Source organism: Bradyrhizobium sp. SZCCHNRI1009 (assembly GCF_032487575.1).
Classification (GTDB): Bacteria; Pseudomonadota; Alphaproteobacteria; order Rhizobiales; family Xanthobacteraceae; genus Bradyrhizobium.
Genome location: NZ_JAUEUL010000002.1, coordinates 72142 through 92815, shown reverse-complemented (window position 1 = coordinate 92815; position 20674 = coordinate 72142). Strand labels below are relative to the sequence as shown.

At 65.1% G+C, this 20674-nt stretch carries 20 protein-coding genes; 13 read left to right on the top strand and 7 right to left on the bottom strand.

Features of this window, described 5'->3' with window-relative positions; genetic code table 11:
- Positions 1-156 precede the first annotated feature (156 nt).
- From QX010_RS03980 to QX010_RS03965, 4 genes are all read right to left on the bottom strand, one after another.
- The gene (locus QX010_RS03980; RefSeq protein WP_316177775.1) at positions 157-1209 is read right to left on the bottom strand and encodes a hypothetical protein; all 1053 of its coding nucleotides are present in this window, start codon (positions 1207-1209) and stop codon (positions 157-159) included.
- 402 nt (positions 1210-1611) lie between these two features.
- Positions 1612-1860, bottom strand: coding sequence for a DUF3297 family protein (locus QX010_RS03975; protein ID WP_009029378.1), 249 nt, complete (start codon positions 1858-1860; stop codon positions 1612-1614).
- A complete protein-coding gene (locus QX010_RS03970; protein WP_316177772.1) occupies positions 1857-2333 on the bottom strand; it encodes a glutathione peroxidase in 477 nt (158 codons plus the stop codon). Before QX010_RS03970 ends, QX010_RS03975 begins: the two co-directional genes overlap by 4 nt.
- A complete protein-coding gene (locus QX010_RS03965; protein WP_316177770.1) occupies positions 2333-3727 on the bottom strand; it encodes an amidase family protein in 1395 nt (464 codons plus the stop codon). The genes QX010_RS03970 and QX010_RS03965 overlap by 1 nt, the downstream gene beginning before the upstream one ends.
- Positions 3728-3990: 263 nt before the next feature.
- Between QX010_RS03965 and QX010_RS03960 the strand changes: the two genes are divergently transcribed.
- Positions 3991-5094, top strand: coding sequence for a lactonase family protein (locus QX010_RS03960; RefSeq protein WP_316177768.1), 1104 nt, complete (start codon positions 3991-3993; stop codon positions 5092-5094).
- A 216-nt stretch (positions 5095-5310) separates the two neighbouring features.
- Complete coding sequence (locus QX010_RS03955; protein WP_316177766.1) at positions 5311-5745, top strand: group III truncated hemoglobin; 435 nt, start codon at positions 5311-5313, stop codon at positions 5743-5745.
- A gap of 54 nt (positions 5746-5799) precedes the next feature.
- On the opposite strand, the gene QX010_RS03950 is transcribed toward QX010_RS03955, so the two are convergent.
- Entirely contained in the window at positions 5800-6057 is a 258-nt protein-coding gene (locus QX010_RS03950; protein ID WP_172111173.1) for a DUF6894 family protein, read from the bottom strand.
- Positions 6058-6362: 305 nt separating this feature from the next.
- Here QX010_RS03950 and pqqA point away from each other — a divergent pair, with 305 nt between their 5' ends.
- From pqqA to QX010_RS03915, 7 genes are all read left to right on the top strand, one after another.
- Positions 6363-6443, top strand: coding sequence for a pyrroloquinoline quinone precursor peptide PqqA (pqqA, locus tag QX010_RS03945; protein WP_012029362.1), 81 nt, complete (start codon positions 6363-6365; stop codon positions 6441-6443).
- A 215-nt stretch (positions 6444-6658) separates the two neighbouring features.
- Complete coding sequence (gene pqqB / locus QX010_RS03940; protein ID WP_316177764.1) at positions 6659-7588, top strand: pyrroloquinoline quinone biosynthesis protein PqqB; 930 nt, start codon at positions 6659-6661, stop codon at positions 7586-7588.
- Positions 7589-7608: 20 nt separating this feature from the next.
- The gene (gene pqqC, locus QX010_RS03935) at positions 7609-8364 is read left to right on the top strand and encodes a pyrroloquinoline-quinone synthase PqqC (protein WP_410051923.1); all 756 of its coding nucleotides are present in this window, start codon (positions 7609-7611) and stop codon (positions 8362-8364) included.
- A 131-nt stretch (positions 8365-8495) separates the two neighbouring features.
- Positions 8496-8804: a pyrroloquinoline quinone biosynthesis peptide chaperone PqqD gene (pqqD, locus tag QX010_RS03930; protein ID WP_315805801.1), complete on the top strand. Its 309-nt coding sequence runs from the start codon at positions 8496-8498 to the stop codon at positions 8802-8804.
- Entirely contained in the window at positions 8801-9994 is a 1194-nt protein-coding gene (pqqE, locus tag QX010_RS03925; RefSeq protein WP_316177760.1) for a pyrroloquinoline quinone biosynthesis protein PqqE, read from the top strand. Before pqqD ends, pqqE begins: the two co-directional genes overlap by 4 nt.
- Positions 9987-10976, top strand: a complete 990-nt coding sequence (pip, locus tag QX010_RS03920) for a prolyl aminopeptidase (RefSeq protein ID WP_315805803.1) — start codon at positions 9987-9989, stop codon at positions 10974-10976. Before pqqE ends, pip begins: the two co-directional genes overlap by 8 nt.
- Before the next feature lie 151 nt (positions 10977-11127).
- On the top strand, positions 11128-11796 hold the full coding sequence (locus tag QX010_RS03915; protein WP_316177758.1) for a DUF4286 family protein: 669 nt from the start codon (positions 11128-11130) through the stop codon (positions 11794-11796).
- A gap of 55 nt (positions 11797-11851) precedes the next feature.
- Here QX010_RS03915 and QX010_RS03910 read toward each other — a convergent pair whose 3' ends face one another.
- Positions 11852-13006 carry an IS4 family transposase gene (locus QX010_RS03910; RefSeq protein ID WP_315800429.1) on the bottom strand — a complete coding sequence of 385 codons (1155 nt, stop codon included), beginning with the start codon at positions 13004-13006 and terminating at the stop codon, positions 11852-11854.
- Positions 13007-13538: 532 nt separating this feature from the next.
- Between QX010_RS03910 and QX010_RS03905 the strand changes: the two genes are divergently transcribed.
- From QX010_RS03905 to QX010_RS03895, 3 genes are all read left to right on the top strand, one after another.
- Positions 13539-15338, top strand: coding sequence for an FAD-dependent oxidoreductase (locus QX010_RS03905; protein WP_316177756.1), 1800 nt, complete (start codon positions 13539-13541; stop codon positions 15336-15338).
- A complete protein-coding gene (locus tag QX010_RS03900) occupies positions 15308-17158 on the top strand; it encodes a 2-oxoacid:acceptor oxidoreductase subunit alpha (RefSeq protein WP_316177754.1) in 1851 nt (616 codons plus the stop codon). Before QX010_RS03905 ends, QX010_RS03900 begins: the two co-directional genes overlap by 31 nt.
- Positions 17159-17354: 196 nt before the next feature.
- A complete protein-coding gene (locus tag QX010_RS03895; protein WP_316177753.1) occupies positions 17355-18410 on the top strand; it encodes a 2-oxoacid:ferredoxin oxidoreductase subunit beta in 1056 nt (351 codons plus the stop codon).
- 208 nt (positions 18411-18618) lie between these two features.
- On the opposite strand, the gene QX010_RS03890 is transcribed toward QX010_RS03895, so the two are convergent.
- Positions 18619-19884: a TMEM143 family protein gene (locus QX010_RS03890; protein ID WP_316178439.1), complete on the bottom strand. Its 1266-nt coding sequence runs from the start codon at positions 19882-19884 to the stop codon at positions 18619-18621.
- Between the two features lie 374 nt (positions 19885-20258).
- On the opposite strand from QX010_RS03890, the gene QX010_RS03885 reads away from it, so the two are divergent.
- Positions 20259-20669, top strand: a complete 411-nt coding sequence (locus QX010_RS03885) for a VOC family protein (RefSeq protein WP_316177751.1) — start codon at positions 20259-20261, stop codon at positions 20667-20669.
- Positions 20670-20674 lie beyond the last annotated feature (5 nt).

Genomic DNA, 20674 nt, shown 5'->3' with positions numbered 1-20674 from the left:
CGCGCCCAGGCGCCAACCGCTCGGGGCTCATGGTTCGAGACGCGCCGCGAGCGGCGCTCCTCACCATGAGGAACGAAGCCGTCTCAGCGGATACGGACCTCGTCCTGAGGAGCGCGCCGAAGGCGGGCGCCGCGAAGAAGGGCCGTAGCGCAGGCTTTAGGCCGCGGCTTGCTGCGGCCGCAGCCGCAGCACCGCTGCCGGCAGATTGGCCGTGAGCCACGCCGCAATCACCTGCTGCTTCCTATGATACGCCAAGCCCACCCCAACCACCGCGACGCCGATCAGCGACAGCGCGAACGGGAATAGCAGCGAGTTCTTGAACACGACGTCGGCGAGGTGGCCGAGATACATCGTGATGCCGATGGCGCCGAACACGGCGTAGGCGCGGCGGACGATGATGACGGCGATGGCGAGCAGGCCGACGTTGAGCAGACAGTAGACCGCCTTGCCGAGCTCGGTCGCGCCTTCGGTGGCGCTGATGCCGCCCCAGAAGGCCATCAGGCCGAACAGGTGCAGCCAGAAGCCGAAGTCGCGGCTGTGACTGTTGTAGTCGACGATCCAGGCGACGCTGAGAATGCCGAGGCCGAACCAGATCGAGACGATGCGGCGCATCTCCCAGTCGATGTGGCTGACGTTGAAGATCCAGGGCGTGAGGTCCATCGACATGAACCACAGCGCGACCGAGATGATCGCGACGATGAAGGGCACGCGATAGAAGCGTAGCGCGATCGCGCCGGCCGCGAGGGTGGCGAGCTCCATGAACAGCCAGCTGCCCTTGATCCAGACGTAGAAGTCCTGGACCGTGCCGGGCTTGCCGAACCTGCCCCACCAGCCGAGCTCCTCCTGCACGCCGTAGACGGCGAGCGGCGCCATCGACACGGCGATCGCGATCAGCAGGCCGCCGGGGACGCGCAGGTCGCGGCGCCAGAGGTGGTTGCCGGCGAGACCGAAAGCGGCGGCGTAAGCGAGCGCGCAGGCGGTCAGGGCGCGGCCGCCCAGCTGCGAGAACGCCACCGTCGAGAACAGGCCCATGGCGCCGATCACGATCAGCGCGCCGGCGTACCAGAGCAGATGCGCGGCATCGAACTTGGCGCGGGGGGCTGCCGTTGCGACGCGCTGGTGCAGGAAGGCGAGCAGGCGCTGCAGCTCGTCGGGACCGATCGCGCCGGCAGTTTCGGCGGCACGGAGGTCGTGGTCGGAATAGGACATGGTCGTCACCTCATGGGCGCGCCGGACATGCCCGTGGCGTTCGCGCGAACGCTATTGCGTTGCGCGTCGCGATACGCGGATGCCGGTGCGAACAGGGGGTAGTCTAACGGAACTTGAGCGACGTTCAAGAAAATTCTGAGCGTCGCTCATGTTTTTGAGTGAAGGGTTGCTGTTTGGCGCCGGGCGCCGTGCCCTCGTTGGCTCACGCTCTCTCCACTCGTCATGGCCGGGCTTGTCCCGGCCATCCACGTCCGAGCCCAGAAGGCCGACGTGGATGCCCGGGACGAGCCCGGGCATGACGATGGGGTTGGCAGGGTGCCCCATCCTGAGGGCGGACGATCGTTGAGGGGCCGATGCCTCAGACTTGAGGACGGGCGCAAGAGGCGGCGCTCGACCCTATCCTCAATCCTTGAAATACGGCTCGACCGGCCCATGCACCTTGATGGTCAGAGGGTTGCCGTGGCGGTCCTTGGCGTTCCCCGCGGCGACGCGGATCCAGCCTTCGCTGATGCAGTATTCCTCGACATTGGTCTTCTCGGCGCCCTTGAAGCGGATGCCGACGTCGCGCGACAGGATCTCCGCGTTGTAATAGGGGCTCTTCGGATCGACCGAGAGACGGTCGGGAAAGGTGAAGGTCTCGTTGTCGCTCACAGCAGTGCCTCGATCTCTTTCTTCAACGCCTCGGGCGTGGTGGTCGGCGCATGGCGCGACACCACGTGGCCGGTGCGATCGACCAGGAATTTGGTGAAATTCCATTTGATCGCCGAGCCCAACAGGCCGGTCTTCTCGCCCTTCAGGAACCTGTACAGCGGGTGCGCGTCGGCGCCGTTGACGTCGATCTTCGCAAACAGCGGGAAGGTGACGTCGTACTTGGCCGAGCAGAACGCGCCGATCTCCTCGGCCGTGCCGGGCTCCTGGGCGCCGAACTGGTTACAGGGAAATCCGAGCACGGCAAAGCCCCTGTCCGCATAGGCGCGGTGCAGCGCCTCGAGGCCGCGATATTGCGGCGTGAAGCCGCAGGCGCTCGCGGTGTTGACGATCAGCAGCACCTGCCCCTCGAAGCGCTTCAGCGGCACCGCCTCGCCGGTCAGCGAGGCGGCGGTGAAATCATAGATGCCGGCCATCAGCCCAGCACCGGATCGATCGGCGACGGCGGCGTGCCGCCGGCCTCGATCGCCTCGCCGGCGAGAAGGCACATGTCCTCACGAAAACGCTGGCCGACGAGTTGGACGCCGACGGGGACGCGGCCGACCATGCCGGTCGAGACCGTCAGGCCCGGCAGGCCGAAGAACGGAATCGCGATCTGCGTCAGCTGGGCGTGCCAGACCTGCTTGAACGATTCCTCGTCCTTGCGGTCGAGCTGGTCGGCGAACGGCAGCATGCCCGAGACCGGCATCAGCAGCAGCGGATGCTGCTCCATGAACAGCAGCCATTGCCGGGTCAGCGCGGCACGGCGCGCCAAGGTCGCGGACAGGTCGAACGGGTGCACCTTGTCACGGTTGCCGCGCAGACACGCGAGCGCGCCGGGATCGCCTTCCTTCTCGGCTGCGGCGAGTTGCGCCTCGTAGCCGTCGCCGAGCCAGAGCCGGGTCTGCAGCAGCGCGGCCTCCTGCAGCGGCGGCGTGTCCGCGATCTCCTCGACGGCCCAGCCGGCGGCTTCGAGCCGCCTGGCGGCATCGCGCAGCGCGGCGACGACTTCCGGCACCGGGTTGAGGCCGTCGGGGTTGACGCAGAGCGTAACGCGCTTCGGCAAGGGAGGGCCCTCGAGCGGCACCGGCATCCACCAGACGTCGCGGACGTCGCGCGCCGACATCGCCGCCAGCGCGATCCTGACATCGTTGACCGTGCGGGCGAGCGGGCCGGAAACGGCGCTGATCTGCGGACCGATCGGGCGCTCCGGCAGGCAGGTGTTGAAGGCGGGGATGCGGCCGACCGTCGGGCGCAGGCCGTGGATGCCGCAGGCGTAGGCGGGATAGCGCACCGAGCCGGCGATATCAGTGCCGTGGCCGATATGGCCGATGCCGGCGGCGGTCGCCGCGCCGGCGCCGCCGGAGGAGCCGCCCGGGGTGATGCCGGGGTCGCGGGGATTCCTGGTGTGGCCATGGATGAGGTTGCTGGTGAACCAGCGATACGACACCGCAGGCGTGTTGGTGCGGCCGAGCAGCACGGCGCCGGCCTTGACGAAGTTGTTGACGACCGGATTGTGGGCCGAGGCGATCGCGTCCTTCTGCAGATTGAGGCCGTTGGTGGTGGCGAAGCCTGTCTGGTCGACATTGACCTTGATCGTCACTGGCACGCCGGCGAGCGGCCCGGGGTCCTCGCCGTTCGCCAGCCGGGCGTCGATGGCGTCGGCCTGTTTCAGAACCTCGTCTGGACGGTGATCGATCACGGCGTTGATCGCGGGGTTCACCGCATCGAGCCGCGCCAGCGCGGATGTCGCGGCCTCGCGGGCGGAGACCTGTTTCGACTTGATGAGGGCGGCAAGATCGGCAGCCGGCAGGCGCCAGAGATCGGTCATGGGGAGCTCCGTGGTGGTCTCGCGTTCTTAGCGCGACGGAGAGCACGGAGAAAGCCGCGCCAGGCGAGGTGGCCATGCACAAGCGCGGTCCCGCTGGCCTGCGTCTCACGCTCATGTTGCAGAGCAGCCGTGCCCGCGGCCGTCCTTCGAGACGCCCGAACGATCGATACCCAACCTGCATCGATCGATCCGGAATCAGGCTTGGTCAAGCTTCACATTCGACTTTAAGAGCTGAAGCAACAACATCACAAAGGGGGAAACAGATGATCAGACCGGGCACCATCATGGCCGCAACCTTCGTTCTCGCCGCTGCAGCAACGCTGGCGCCGCGCGCCGGCCAGGCCGAGACCTACGCCTATGTCGGCAACGCCGACAGCAACGACATCAGCGTGTTCAAGTTCGACGCCGCCTCGGGCGAGATGACCCCGGTGCAGACGGCTGCCTTCGTGGGCGTGGAGAAGCCGGGCTCGTCGACCCCGCTCGCGGTCAGCCCGGACAAACGGGTGCTGATCGCCGGCGTCCGCTCGCAGCCATTCGTCGCCGAGAGCTTCGCCATCGACGCCAAGACCGGGCGGCTCAGCCACATCGGCAACGGGCCGCTCGCCGACAGCATGGCCAACATCGCCTTCGACCGCACCGGCAAGGTGCTGTTCAGCGCCTCCTATGGCGGCAACAAGGTGGCGGTGAACCCGGTGCAGACGAACGGCGTCGTCGCCGCACCTGGCCAGGTGATCCCGACCGGGCTGAACGCGCATGCCTTCCTGCCCTCGCCCGACAACCGCTTCGTGTTCGCGACCAATCTCGGCTCCGACCAGGTGCTCGGCTTCGCCTTCGACGCCGCGACGGGCACGCTGACGGCCAAGGAGGCGCTGACGGTGAAGACGCCGGAGAAGTCCGGGCCGCGGCACTTCATCTTCCACCCGAACGGCAAGTTCATCTACCTTCTGCACGAGCTCAACGCCGATCTCGCCGTCTACGCCTATGATGCCGAGAAAGGCACGTGGAGCGAGCAGCAGCGCACGACCGCCCTGCCCTCGGGCTTCACCGGCAAGCCCTGGGCGGCGGATCTTCATGCGACGCCCGATGGCAAGTTCCTCTACGCCTCGGAGCGCGGCTCGAACACGATTGCCGGCTTCAAGGTCGATGCGGCCAGCGGGCGCCTGACGGCGATCGGCAGCGTGCCGACCGAAACCCAGCCGCGCGGCTTTGCCATCGATCCCACCGGGCGCTACCTCGCCGCTGTCGGCGAAGTGTCGAATGGGATGACGGTGTATCGGATCGACCCGGCCAGCGGCGTGCTGGAGAAGACGAAGTCGTACGCGGTCGGCAAGAAGCCGAACTGGGTGGAGTTCGTCAGCCTGCCGTGACCGGCGGGCTGCAACACCGCTGTTGCGGCCATCCTTCGAGACGCCCGCCTCCGGCGGGCTCCTCAGGATGAGGGGCTGAGGGTGCGGCAGGAATTCTTCCGCGTTGTGATGCCTCCCCTCATGGTGAGGAGCCCGCCGGAGGCGGGCGTCTCGAACCATGAGGCCCGGATGGCTCCAGCGTTTCCATCGGCGCTGCGAGTGCCTATATGCAACGCCATGACCATGCCTGCCGCCAAGCCCGACCGCCATCCCCTCGCCGTTCAACATCCGGAACTCGACGACGCCTCGATCCGCCTGCTGGTCGAGACCTTCTACGGCCGCGCACGGGAGGACGAGCTGATCGGCCCGATCTTCAACCGTACGGTGGAGGATTGGGACGAACATATCGGCAGGATCAGTGATTTCTGGTCGTCGATGTTCCTGAAGACGGGCCGCTACAGCGGCGCGCCGATGCGGCCGCATCTGCTGCTGGAGTTGCAAGGCGGGCATTTCGACCGCTGGCTGCGGCTGTTCGAGACGACGGCGAAGGACCTGTTCGCGCCCGAGCTCGCGGAGCTCTTCATCGTCCGCGCCCGCCGCATCGCCGACAGTTTCGAGATGGGCATCGCCAGCACGCGCGGCGACATCGCGCGCCCGCGCCATTCGGTCTGACCGCGGCCGCAAGCAAGCCGGCGTTCGGGAAGCGGCGATGCGGCCGTCCTGCGCTCAATGGCGCGTCATCGACTGCGCCGGCATGTTGAAGATCGCTTCGGAGAACGGGAACTCGAGCACGATCTCGCCGTCCTCGTCGGTGACCTCGATGACGGCCGTCATCAGCGCCGCGTTGCCACCTTCGGTGCGCAGCAGTTCCTTGATCATGTCGCGCGCGACTTCCCAGGCGCGGTCGGGATTGCGCAGCACCTCGCCGTCGGTGTCGGAGACCAGTTCCTCGCCGATCCGTGTGTTGAAGAAATATCTAGGCATCATCAGCTTCCAATGGGGTCGCGCGCTGGGGTTTTGAAGTCTCGAACATCTCACGACTGCTTTATCCGGCCAGCTCAGCCCCTCAAGCTAGGGGCTGAATTGTACGGCGTTGCGAAGCCATCGATCACGAATTCGTTGTTTTCACGGCTCAATCCGACGAAAACGGCAGCAACTCGCATCTGCAACTTCGCACTGCAATAAACAGGCCTGAGAGGCTCAAACAAAAAGATTCCACTGGCGAACTTTTCGTAGCACGGTAGTTTATTATTGAGGACGATAACCGTCCCGTCTTGAAGGAGAGGACAATGGCCTGGAAAGCACCGAAGATCGTTGAAGTGCCGGTCGGCATGGAAATCAACATGTACGCCTGCGCGGCCCGCAAATAATTCGCGGGTGTGACGTCCAGGTCTCGGCGATCAGGACGTCGACGCTTGAGGGTGGGGATCAGCGACCGCGTATGTGCCAGCCCGTGCGCTGGTCGGATGTCCCACCCTCGTCACCTTCCCTGCGGGCGATCCTGACCGTCGGTCAGCCTGTCCGTCGGTGATCCTGCCGCTGGTAATCGCGTGCGCCACCACAGCTGAATTCCAGGAGACGGCTCATGCTTCGCCTCGTCGTCCTGGGCGCCGCCGCGGGCGGTGGAGTGCCGCAGTGGAATTGCGGCTGCGCCGTGTGTCGTGCCGCGCGCACCTCACATCCCGAGATCAGCAACAGTCAGGCCTCGGTCGCGGTCAGCGCAGACGGCGCCAACTGGTTCCTGATCAACGCCTCGCCCGATCTGCGTCAGCAGGTCACCCGCACGCCGCAGCTGCATCCGAAGCCAGGCGCCCTGCGCCACAGTCCGATCGCCGGCGTGATCCTGACCAATGGCGAGATCGATGCGGTGACCGGCCTGCTGTCGATGCGCGAGAGCTCGCCATTTTCGATCCATGCGCACCCCAAGGTGCTTGCGATCCTCCGCTCGAACAACATCTTCGATGTGCTGAAGGACGAGACCGTCAAGCGCGTGCCGATCGTGATCGACGTGCCGTTCCGGCCGCTGCTGCAGGACGGCAGGCCCTCGGGCCTGGAGATCACGGCCTTCGCCGTCTCGGGAACGAGCGCGTGGTATCTGCGCGACAAGCAGCATCCCGGCGGCAGCTCCTCGACCGGCGACACGCTGGGCCTGAAGATCGCCGATCTCGAGGGCGGGCAATATTGCTACGTCATCGCCGCCTGTGCGGCCGTGGACGATGATCTGAGAACGAGATTGAGGGGCGCGCCCTTGGTGCTGTTCGACGGCACGGTGTGGCGCGACGACGAGATGATCCAGGCCGGACTCGGCAACAAGACCGGGCAGAGCATGGGGCATATCGCGATGTCCGGAGAAAGCGGTGCGATCAAGCAGCTGGCGGACCTCGCGATCGGCAGGAAGGTCTTCCTGCACATCAACAACTCCAATCCGGCGTGGCTGCACGCCTCACCCGAGCGGCAAACGTTGGAACGCGAGGGATGGGAAATCCCCGCTGAAGGGATGGAGATCGTACTGTGAGTGAGGTCAATCTGAGCGGAATGACGGCGCTGTCGATCGGCAGCGGCGTGACGCTGAACAATGCGAGCGAATTGGAAGCGGCGCTGCGTCACATCGGGGCGACGCGCTATCACAACCATCATCCGTTCCACAAGCTGCTGCACGGCGGCAAGCTCAACAAGGGCCAGGTGCAGGCCTGGGCGCTGAACCGCTACTACTACCAGTCGACGATCCCGCTGAAGGATGCGATGGTGATGACGCGCTTCCGCGACCGCGCCACGCGGCTGGAATGGCGGCACCGCATCGAGGATCATGATGGCGATGTCGGCAGCGAGGGCGGCATTGAGCGCTGGATCAAGCTGACCGAAGGCCTCGGCCTCGACACCGCCTACGTGGAATCCACCGAAGGCATCCTGCCGGCCACGCGCTTTGCGGTCGAAGCCTATGTGCACTTCTGCCGCGACCGCTCGCCGCTGGAGGCGATCGCCTCGTCGCTGACCGAGCTGTTCGCACCGAGCATCCATGAAGAGCGCATCTCGGGCATGCTCGAGCACTACAATTTCGTCAACAACGACACCATGAGCTACTTCAAGCGCCGTCTCACCCAGGCGCCGCGCGATGCCAATTTCGCGCTGCATTACGTCAAGGAGCACGCCACCACGCCGGAGCAGCGCGCCGCGGTCTGCAACGCGCTGATCTTCAAGACCAACGTGCTCTGGGTGCAGCTCGACGCGCTGTATCATGCGTATGTCGAGGGCCACATCCCGCCGGGCGCGTTCGTGCCGAAGGAAGGATAGCATGCTCGGTTTGGACCACTGCTCTCACGCCGCGATTGGTGCGCTCCCCTCCCCCTTGCGGGGAGGGGAGTTGCACCCCGTGCTGTGCAGCCACTGTGCTCCGACAATATCAAACGCCCTAGAGACCCACCATGGCCCCGCGTCACATCCAAGTCACCGAGACCAGCCGCGTGGTGCTGCCGCGGCATACGAAGTTGAAGTTCGACGAGACGCGCCAGGTCTGGGTGATCCTCGCCCCCGAGCGGGTGCTGGCGCCGGATGAGATCGCGGTCGAGGTGCTCAAGCTGTGCGACGGTACGCGCAGCGTCGCCGGGATCATCGACGAGCTGGCGGCGAAATACGCCGCGCCGCGTGACGTGATCGCGATCGACGTCGTCGCCATGCTGCAGGATCTCGCCGACAAGGGATTCCTGACCGAGGTTCGGGAGACGACATCATGACCGAGCTGACCGACACCTCACCGCCCAGCGACAGCAATGACGGCCTCGCCGTGCTGGAGCGGCGCGGCTCCGTGGCCGAAACCTTCGGCATTCCGCTCGCCGTGCTGGCCGAGCTCACGCATCGCTGTCCGCTGCAATGCCCCTATTGCTCCAACCCGCTGGAGCTCGACCGCGCCGGCCAGGAATTGACCACGGCAGAGTGGAAGAAGGTGCTGTCCGAGCTCGCCGAGATCGGCGTGCTGCAGATCCACTTCTCCGGCGGCGAGCCGACGGCGCGCAAGGATCTGGTCGAACTGGTGCAGCATGCCAACGACGTCGGACTCTACACCAACCTGATCACCTCGGCCGTGCTGCTGACGCGCGAGCGGCTGAAGGAGCTGGCCGATGCCGGGCTGTCCCATGTCCAGATCAGCTTCCAGGGCAATGAGCCTGATGTCGCCGACCGCGTCGGCGGCTACAAGGGCGGCCACGCCAAGAAGCTCGAGGTGGCGCGCTGGACCCGCGAGCTCGACATGCCGCTGACGGTGAACGCCGTGATGCACCGGCAGAACCTGCATCAGCTGCCCGACATCATCCAGATGGCGGTCGATCTCGATGCCGACCGGCTCGAGGTCGCCAACGTGCAATATTACGGCTGGGCGCTGAAGAACCGCGCCAGCCTGATGCCGACCTACGCCCAGTTGGAGGAGACCGACCGCCTGGTCGAGGAGGCGCGCGAGCGGCTGAAGGGCACGCTGACCATCGACTACGTCGTCCCGGACTACTACGCGCTGCGGCCGAAGAAGTGCATGGGCGGCTGGGGCCGGCAGTTCTTCAACATCTCGCCGTCGGGCAAGATCCTGCCGTGCCACGCCGCCGAGAGCATCACCGGGCTCGACTTCATGTCGGTGCGCTCGAACCATTCGATCGCCTGGATCTGGCAGAACTCGGAGGCCTTCAACCGCTATCGCGGCACCGGCTGGATGAAGGAGCCGTGCAAATCCTGCGAGTTCCGCGAGATCGATTTCGGCGGCTGCCGCTGCCAGGCCTTTGCGCTGACCGGCGACGCCGCCAACACCGATCCGGCCTGCACGCTGTCGCCGCTGCACGAGAGCATCTTCAAGCAGGCCGAGCGCGATGCCGCCTCCGGCCAGGACCGCTTCCTGTATCGCAACTTCGCCGGCGGCACGCCCGAGAGCAATGATGCCTGACGCCGAAGCCGGCCGCGCCTCCGCGCGCCGCAGCGATCCGTTCGCGCCGCTGACGTCGGAATGGCTCGACGTCTCTGGCGGCCATCAGATCTATGTCGAGAGCGCCGGGCGAGTCGGCGGCCTACCCGCCGTCTACCTGCACGGTGGACCCGGCTCCGGCTGCCAGCCGGATCACCGCCGGCTGTTCGATCCCGAGCGCTTCCACGCCGTGTTGTTCGACCAGCGCGGCGCCGGCCGCTCGCGTCCCGCGCGCAGCCGCGACAACAACACTCTGCACGATTTGATCGCCGACATGGAGGCGATCCGCACGAAATTCGGCTTTGAGAAATGGATCGTCGCCGGCGGCTCCTGGGGCGCGACCTTGGCGCTGGCCTACGCCCAGGCGCATCCAGCGCGCGTGAGCGGCCTGGTGCTGCGCGCGACCTTTCTCGGCACGCGCGCGGAGGTGGAGACGGCGTTCGGCGAGACGCTGGCGCGCTTTCACCCTGCCCTGCATCGCGACTTCCTGGAGATGCTGCCGGAGAACGAGCGCGCCAACCCCTGCGAGGCCTATTTCCGCCGCATCCTCGATCCCGATCCGGCGATCCACGGTCCGGCCGCGCGCGCCTGGCACGACACCGAGCGGGCGCTGTCCGAGATCAAACCGGCGCGCGCCCATCTGGATCGGCTCGCCATCCGCTCCGGCAGCGCGCTGCCGGCGACGCCGTTCATGGAGGCGCATTACTTCTCTCAGGACAGCTTCATGGCGAAAGACCAGTTGCTGCGTGATGCGAGCAGGCTCAGCGGGATTCCCGGAATCATCGTGCAGGGCCGCTACGACCTGCTCTGTCCGCCCTCCACCTCGGCAAGGCTCGCGGACATCTGGCGCGACGCCGAAATCCGTGTCGTCGAAGCCGCAGGTCACAATCTTTATGACCCCGGCATCCGCGATGCGGTCATGAAAGCCATCTGCGATCTGGCGACGCGCACGACAGCGCCTTAAACACATCACTCATTCCCCTCATGCTGAGGAGGCGCGCCAGCGCCGTGTCGAAGCATGAGGCCCGCGACGCTTCGGGCCTCATGCTTCGACACGGCCGCCTTTGGCGGCCTCCTCAGCATGAGGATCAGCCACACGCACCAGGAGGCTCGAGATGCCCATCGCCGGGAAAGGCATGCTGTTGACGTCGATGAACATCGATGCCGCTCACGAGGCTGACTTCAACCACTGGTACGACAGCGAGCATCTCGAAGAGCGCGTCGCCATTCCCGGCTTCATCGAGGCGCGACGCTATGTCGCCGAGCAGGGCAGCCCGAAATATCTGTGCCTGTACTCCGCCGAGACGATCGGCGTGCTCGACAGTCCGGCCTATCGCGCCCGGCTGGAGTCGCCGACAGAATGGTCGAAGGCGGTGATGGCGCGGTTCAAGAACATGATCCGCAGCGTCGCACGCATCACGATCTCGAAAGGGGCCGGCCGCGGCGCCGTGCTCGGCATCATCCGGCTGCGCCCGAAGCCGGAGCAGGACAAGGCGTTGCGCGAGGCATTGCAGATCGAGCTTGACCCGTACGACCTCAAGGGCGTGATCTCGATGCACCTGCTCGAAGGCGATGCGGATCTGTCCGGCCCCGCCGCTGGCGTTCCAGCGAGCTCGCGCGACGCCGACTGGTTCATCCTGATCGACGGCACCGACGGCCACGCCATCGCGACCTTGATGACGACGCGTTTTGCGGCTGTCGACGGCCCGCTGGCGACGCAGATTTCCGCCGGGATCTATCGCCTGATGTGGGACCTCAGCCGCGCTGATATTGCGGCGCGTTAGTTGGCCAGTCTGATTCCCCGCCGTCATGGCCGGGCTTGACCCACGGCTGTCCGGTTCAGCTTCCGCATATTGCGAGGCTCAACTGTTGTGGGTTTTTGGCAAGTTGGGGTGGCCCCGTGAGCAATTGATCGATGGGGCGGCGATGCATGAGGTTGGTGCGGACCAATCTGGCAAAGACCAAGGGGCTTTGGATTGCCTTCTGAAGGTCTTGCGCGAGGCGAAGCAAGAGGAAGGCGATCAGGGCAACGGCGATCTGGATACGAACGGCGTTCTCAGAAGTCCCGAGGAACCTGGTGATCTTGAGGGTCTGCTTGACCCAACGAAAGAACAACTCGATGGCCCAGCGGCGACGATAGAGGTCGGCGATCTCTTGAGCGCTGGCATCGAGGTCGTTCGACAGGATGCGCAGGATCTTTCCCGTTTCCAAGGTGACGCGCACTTCGCGCACCGCAGTCTGCATTGGATTGCGGCGGCTGTAGGCTTGGCGTTGTGGAAGGAAGCCGATGCGGTCGGAGAGGATGTTGCCATCCGCGATGACAGGCAACTCCTCCACGACCCGCAGCGGCGTATTGGATTTGAACCGGGTCACGATTCGACAACCGGCGGCGTCCAGTTGAGCCCACCAAGCATATTCATAATAGCCGAGATCGAAGACGTAGGTTGCTCCCGGCTCGATGGGCATCTGATGCGCTGCAGTATTGTCGTTGACGTTGGCTCCGCTGATTGCCGCATAAATCGGCCGGTCGGCGTCGGCATCATAGATCACATGCACCTTGGCACCGCAGACACCGGTAGAGAACCGTGCCCAGCCAGCGCTGGCTTCTGTCAGCCGTACGCTGGTCGAATCAATCAAATACGTCGTCTCGGCAAGCTTGCGGCGTAACCGGCGATGGGCCTGCTTCATCATGATGGCCAACAGGGCGGCAAACATCTCCGCAGGCCGATTCATATTGGCGTCCGCGAAAGTCGAGCGGCGGACAGGGCCCCCACCCAGGTGATAAAGCCGCGCGGTGTGGCTCGACAGCCCGGTGACAATCTCACGCAGACTGGAAGCCCCCGAAAGCTGACCGTACAGCAGCGCCACAAATTGGTCTTTGGTGGAAAGCCGTCGAATCCGCGCGTCCGTGCCATGCTCGTCCACAAGCGCCTCGAAGCGATGCCAGGGGACCAACTTCAGAATGTCTCGGAATACTGTATTCTGATGCGGCATGGCGGGACCTTCCTGGTGTGTCTCGAACATTTGGCGATGCTCAAGACCGCAGAAGAATCCACGCCATGCACCATGTCCAGTCTGTCTTGAACCGGACAGCCGTGGGCTTGACCCGGCCATCCATCCTCTTCGGAGATCTTGGAAAGGTGGATGCCCCGGTCAAGCCCGGGCATGACGACCGAGTGCGGAGCAACTCGCGTGTCCGCTCATTCGTTCTGTAAAGGCCACCATCGTCACCAGTCCGTCATCGTTTGTCGCACCACCTCCCGCATCGCAGCACGCGACGGCATCGCGCCTGCAATGCGGCAGCGCACACTGTGCATGAGGGGCAGCGTTGCAAATTTGCCTTTGTGTGCGCCTTGGAATGGCTCTAGTCTGATAAGACTATTCAATTGAGCCATTCAAAAAGCAGAAGGGCGACGAACAGGACCTGCTCCGGACCCACATCGATCCCCAGCCGATCCTGAACAAACAGTCGTCCTCACGTCAGGAAGGCCGCGCGCTCATGGTTCGCCGCGCGGACAGGGTATGAATGAGAGCGACTGATATCTCGGCCCCCGACTACTTTCACAAAGTGGTCGATTGCCAATGGGCTTGTCCCGCACACACTCCGGTCCCTGAATACATCCGCCTGATCGCTGAGGGTCGCTACAGCGACGCCTACATGATCAATTGGAAATCGAATGTATTCCCGGGCATTCTCGGACGCACTTGCGATCGCCCCTGCGAGCCCGCCTGCCGACGCGGGCGTGTCGAGGAAAGCCCGGTCGCGATCTGCCGCCTGAAGCGCGTTGCGGCCGATTTCAAGGACGACGTGCACCAGCGCATGCCGCGCCCTGCCCCGAAGAACGGCCGGCGCATCGCGCTGGTGGGCGGCGGCCCGGCCTCGCTGACCGTCGCACGCGACCTCGCGCCGCTCGGCTATCACTGCACCGTGTTCGACGCCGATCCCAAGCCCGGCGGCATGATGCGCTCGCAGATTCCAAAGTTCCGTCTGCCCGACAGCGTCATCGACGAGGAGACGGGCTACGTGCTCAGCCTCGGCGTCGACTACAAGGCCGGCCATCGCGTCGACAGCCTCAAGACGCTGCTGGCCGAGAACTACGATGCCATCTTCATCGGCTCCGGCGCGCCGCGCGGCCGCGAGCTGAACATCCCCGGCCGCAAGGAAGCCGCCGCGAACATCCATCTCGGCATCGACTGGCTGTCCAGCGTGTCGTTCGGCCATACCGACAAGATCGGCAGGCGCGTGATCGTGCTCGGCGGCGGCAACACCGCGATGGACTGCTGCCGGACCGCTCGGCGGCTTGGCGGCGAGGACGTCAAGGTCATCGTGCGCTCCGGCTTCGAGGAGATGAAGGCCTCTCCCTGGGAGAAGGAGGACGCGCTGCACGAGGACATTCCGATCCTCAATTATCTCGTGCCGGTCGCGTTCACTCACGACAATGGCAGGCTGACCGGCGTCACCTTCCAGAAGGTGAAAGCCGAATATGACGACAAGGGCCGGCGCTCGCTGGTGCCCTCCGGCGAGCCCGACGTGACCTATGAGTGCGACGACGTGCTGGTCGCCGTCGGCCAGGAGAATGCCTTCCCCTGGATCGAGGCCGATTGCGGCGTGGAGTTCGACAAATGGCACATGCCGAAGGTCGACCCGGCCACCTTCGTTTCGACCAACCCGAAGGTGTTCTTCGGCGGCGATGCCGCATTCGGCCCCAAGAACATCATCTGGGCTGTCGCGCAAGGCCACGAGGCGGCGCTGTCGATCCACCGCCTGCTCTCCGGCGAGGACATCACCGAGCGGCCGCTGCCCGAGGTGCACGTCTCCTCGCAGAAGATGGGCATCCACGAATGGAGCTATGACAACGACGTCTCGCCGGAGAAGCGCTTCAAGGTGCCGCACCGCGACAAGGTGGTCGCGCTGAAGGACATCCGCGCCGAGGTCGAGCTCGGCTACGACGTCAAGCTCGCGCTCGGCGAGGCGCATCGCTGCCTGAACTGCGACGTGCAGACGGTGTTCTCCGACACGCTGTGCATCGAATGCGACGCCTGCGCCGACATCTGCCCGATGGACTGCATCACCTTCACCGACAATGGCGAGGAGGCCGATCTGCGCGCGCGGCTGAAGGCGCCGTCTGTTCATCCCGACCAGAGCCTCTACGTGTCGTCGGATCTGAAGACCGGGCGCGTGATGGTGAAGGACGAGGACGTCTGCCTCCATTGCGGCCTGTGCGCCGAGCGCTGTCCCACCGGTGCGTGGGACATGCAGAAATATTTCATCGAGACGACCCACGCAGGTAACGCATGTCCCAGCAAGCGCCGCTCAGCAGCGTAAACGACTTCGTCGTCCGCTTCGCCAACGTCAACGGCTCCGGCTCGGCCAGCGCCAACGAATTGTTCGCGCGCGCCGTGCTGCGTCACGGCGTGCCGGTCAGCCCCCGCAACATCTTCCCGTCGAACATCCAGGGCCTGCCGACCTGGTACGAGGTTCGCGTCACCGAGGCGGGCCATCTCGGCGCGCGAGGCGGCGGCACCGACCTGATGGTCGCGATGAATCCGCAGACCTGGGACAAGGACGTCGCCGGCATCGTGCCCGGTGGCTACCTGTTCTACGATTCGACGAAGCCGATGCCGTCGACCAAGTTCCGCGACGACATCACCGTGATCGGCGTGCCACTGACGGCGATCACCAACTCGACCTACTCGGATCCGCGCCAGCGCCAGCTCTTCAAGAACATCATCTATCTCGGCGCGCTCTCCGCCCTCCTCGACATGGACCCGAAGCTGATCGAGCAACTGATCGGCGAGCAGTACAAGGGCAAGGAGAAGCTGCTCTCCTCCAACGTCCATGCGCTGCATCTCGGGCGCGATTGGGCGCTGCAGAATTTGAAATGCCCGATCGGCCTGCGCATCAGGAAGGCCGACAAGGTCGGCGACCGCATCTTCATCGAGGGCAACAACGCCGCCGCGCTCGGCGCCGTCTATGGCGGCGCGACTGTCTGCGCCTGGTACCCGATCACGCCGTCGTCGTCGCTGGCCGAGGCGTTCAGCAACCACTGCAAGAAGCTGCGGCACGATCCGGAAACCGGGCAGGCCAAATACGCGATCGTGCAGGCCGAGGACGAGCTCGCCTCGATCGGCATCGTGGTGGGCGCCTCCTGGAACGGAGCCCGCGCCTTCACCACGACATCAGGCCCCGGCGTGTCGCTGATGACCGAGTTCATCGGCCTGTCCTACTTCGCCGAGATTCCGGCCGTGATCATGAACGTGCAGCGCGCCGGCCCTTCCACGGGCATGCCGACCCGCACCCAGCAATGCGACCTGATCGCCTGCGGATACGCCTCGCATGGTGATACCAAGCATGTGATGCTGTTCCCGGAGGATCCGGCGGAGGCGTTCGAATTCGCGGCGGCGGCGTTCGATCTGGCCGAGCGGCTGCAGACCACGATCTTCCTGATGCTCGACCTCGACATCGGCATGAACCAGCGGCTGTGCCGGCCGCTGAAGTGGGACGATGCCAAGCAGTATGACCGCGGCAAGGTGATGACGGCCGAGATGCTCGACGAAGGCCGCGACTTCGGCCGCTATCTCGACGTCGACGGCGACGGCATTCCGTTCCGCACCTACCCCGGCACGCATCCGACGAAGGGCTCCTACTTCACCCGCGGTACGTCACGTGATCGCTACGCGCGCTATTCCGAGGAAGGCGCCGTTTATGCCGACAACGTGCAGCGCCTGCTGCGCAAGTTCCAGACCGCGCAGGACATGGTGCCGCGGCCGCTGCAGGCCAACGCGGCCAAGCCGACCAAATACGGCGTGATCTATTTCGGCTCGACCGCGCCGGCGATGGACGAGGCGATCGAATTGCTGGAAGCCCGCGGCCACCAGCTCGACCGCCTGCGCATCCGCGCCTTCCCGTTCCATTCGAGCGTGGCGAGCTTCATCGCCGAGCACGACTTCGTCTATGTGGTCGAGCAGAACCGCGATGCCCAGCTGCGCCAGCTGATCGTCACCGAGAACGGCATCGATCCGGTCCGTCTCGTGCCGATCCTGCACTATGACGGCACCCCGATCACCGCGCGCTTCATCGCGGATGCGATCGGCACGCATCAGGACCAGATCAAGGTCACCCCGCTGCGAAAGGCCGTGTCGTGATGCGGCCTCGGCTCTCTCCTTCGTCATGCCCGGGCTTGACCCGCCTGCGCGGCCGTAGCCGCTTCGGCGCGGCGAAGGCCCGGGCATCCACGTCTTTCGTTTTCCGGGCTCCCACGTGGATGGCCGGGACATCTTGGCGAAGACGCGCCCCGCGCTTTAGCCCGGCCATGACGAATTCGAGATCCATGGTGCTCTCATGACCTACATCGCAAAGCCGAAATTCCAGCATCCCGGGATCAAGAAGAACGCGCTTGGCTACAGCCATCGCGACTACGAGGGCAAGATCTCGACCCTGTGCGCCGGCTGCGGCCACGATTCGATCACGGCCTCGATCATCGAAGCCTGCTTCGAGCTGTCGATCGAACCGCATCGGGTGGCAAAAATCTCCGGCATCGGCTGCTCGTCGAAGACGCCGGACTATTTCCTCGGCAATTCGCACGGCTTCAACACCGTGCATGGCCGCATGCCGTCGGTGCTGACCGGCGCCAACCTCGCCAACCGCGAGCTGATCTATCTCGGCGTCTCCGGCGACGGCGATTCCGCCTCGATCGGCTTCGGTCAGTTCGCCCATGCGATCCGGCGCGGCGTCAACATGACCTACATCGTCGAGAACAACGGCGTCTACGGCCTGACCAAGGGTCAGTTCTCGGCGACCGCCGACCGCGGCTCGAAGTCCAAGAAGGGCGTCACCAACACCGACAACCCGATCGACCTCGTCGGCATCGCGCTGCAGCTTGGGGCCACCTATGTCGCGCGCTCGTTCTCCGGCGACAAGAAGCAGCTGGTGCCGATCATCGCCGGCGCGATCCAGCACAAGGGCGCCGCCTTCATCGACGTGATCAGCCCGTGCATCGCCTTCAACAATCACGCAGGCTCGACCAAGAGCTTCGACTACGTCCGCGAGCACAATGACGCCGTGAACCGGCTCGACGTGCTGACCGGGCGCGACCCGATCGAGATCGACCAGGATCCGGGCACGGTGCAGATCGTCGAGCAGCACGACGGCTCGCGGCTGGCGCTACGCAAGATCGACGCCGACTACGACCCGCACGATCGGCTGGGCGCGATGACCTTCCTGCAGAAGCATGCGGCGCAGGGCCAGATCGTGACCGGGCTGCTCTATGTCGACCCTGAGGCCGACGATCTGCACAGCCATCTCAATACGGTGGAGCGGCCGCTGAACCGGCTGGAGGCGGCTGATCTGTGCCCGGGGCAGAGCGTGCTCGACAAGATCAATGCGAGCCTGCGCTAGGCTGATCGCTACGTTGACAGCTTCCCCCATAGCCGTCCTTCGAGACGCCCGCCTTCGGCGGGCTCCTCAGGACGAGGTCTGAATGTGTGGCGCCCCTCCTTCAAGGGCGCCTCGCCGTCCCCCCTCATGATGAGGAGCGCCGCGCCACCGGTCGCGCCATCGTCAACAGCCGGCCTGACGGCGCGTCTCGAACCATGAGGCCCCGATCTCATGACCGCAGCGCATTCGCCCACACCCGTTCGAGCTGCACAATCGCATCGGGCAACGGCAGCGCCGACAGCGCATCATCACCGCCGCTGATAAGGCCGAACTCGCGCAACCTGATCAGCGCCTCATCGATATTGAACGCCCGACCCAGCCCGAACATCTGCTGCAGCAACTCCTCGACATGACTGCCCAATGCAGCCCGCGAGAGCGGCACCGACGCCAGCAGCAGGCCGCCATAGGCCAGCACGGCCTCCTTCCAGTCCTGGTCCTCGGCCTCGCCGATCAGGTAGTTGAAGATGCCGGAATTGTTGTTGACGTTACGGAAGTAGATGTTGTCGGTGACCTGCTTCTGATGGATCAGCGACCGGCGATGGAAGTTGCCCCATTGCCTGAGAATGAAGGCGCCGAGCGCGAACAGGCCCGACAGCGCCGCCAGCGCCTGCTCGGTATCGTTGTCGTGCACGGTGCCGCTGAGGCCGAGATAGAAGCCGGCGACGATGAACAGCACGGTGAGCGTCGAGGCCAGCTTGAGCAGAATGGGCACGCCGCCGACCAGCGCCGGCACGCCCAGCGTCAGTTGCTCGCGCAGCCCCATGACGACACGGACGTTCGGCAGCAGCGCCTCGAGATCGAAGCGCGCGATGTGACGGAAATATTTGAACAGCACCGCCCCGCCGCGGATCTTGTTGCGGCCGCGCCAGGCGGCAGTCTTGCGCTTCGTCCGGGTCGGCTCGTCGGGCCTGGTCGCGACCATCAGGATGATGTCGTCATAGACCTCGATCTCATGCTTGCGCCGGCGCAGCCCATACAACATGGGGACCTCGATCGTCTCCTGATGCTGGCCGCGCCGGAACATGCGGACGGCGCGGTAGTCCGAGATCGACGCCTTCAGCTTGACCCTGACAAGCGCATGCTCGGCAAACGCGCGCTCGATCTCGGCATGGCTGATCTCGATGAAATTGGCCTCGCCGAGCACCTGCACGACTTCGTCGGCGAGGCTGCGATAGGCCGCGTCGAGCTCCTCGGGCGATCGATGGCGCCCGACCGGCACTTCGGGATCGAAGTCGAAATAGGCGTCGCGCAGGCGATCGAGCTCGTCGAAATACTCGTGATGCAGGATGGCACCGAGCATCTGGGCGAGCCGGCGCAGGTCGGCCGATTGCGTGTCGTCCAGTCCACCGTGCGAAATCACGGCGTCGAGGACCTCGGACTTGCGTATCGGAATGAACCGGTCCCGCCGGCTCGTCGTCTCCCCTGGTCCAACCACGCGTGTCACGCCCGACTTGCCACGTTCTCAACAGCCGATCCCGCTGCTGCTGCCGGGCGGCTCCCCCGTAACATAGCGAGCTCAGCCGACTTGCGCTACTCGCCGGGGACCGGATTGCGCGCGCTCCTCAGTGACGCAAGACGATGCCCGTATGCATAACGCCAAGTCGACGGCGGTTGCTGTTCTCGCGCTCGTCATGCCCGGGCTTGACCCGGGCATCCATGCACTTGGCGAAGAGATGGATGGCCGGGCCTTCGCCGCGCCGAAGCGGCTACGGCCGCGCAGGCGGGTCAAGCCCGGCCATGACGAAGCGAGGTTTGGACACGCACATCATCTTCATGGTCTAGAGTGGGCTGACAGAGAGGGAGAACCCGATGACCGGCCCCCCGGAGATCAAGTCCGCCTTCAACGCCATTCGCGCCATCGACTATACGATCATCCTCGTCCGAGATTCGACGGCGATGCGCGGCTTCTATGAGAACGTGCTGGGCTTCCCGATCGCGCGCGAGCTGTCGCAGGGCTGGATCGAATACCGGATCGGCGCCAATACATTGGCGCTGGCGCAACCGAAGCGGCTCGCATCGGACCAGCTGACGCCCCGAGGCGCCGCCTCGCTGCAGCTCGCGTTCAAGGCGGGCCGTAACGATGTCGACCGCTGCGCGGCAGAATTGACCAGCAAGGGCGTCGCTCTCATGGAGCCGCCGACGGACCAGCCCTTCGGGCACCGGACCCTGTTCTTCAGGGACCCGGACGGCAATCTGCTCGAAGTGTACGCGGAGATCTAACAGCT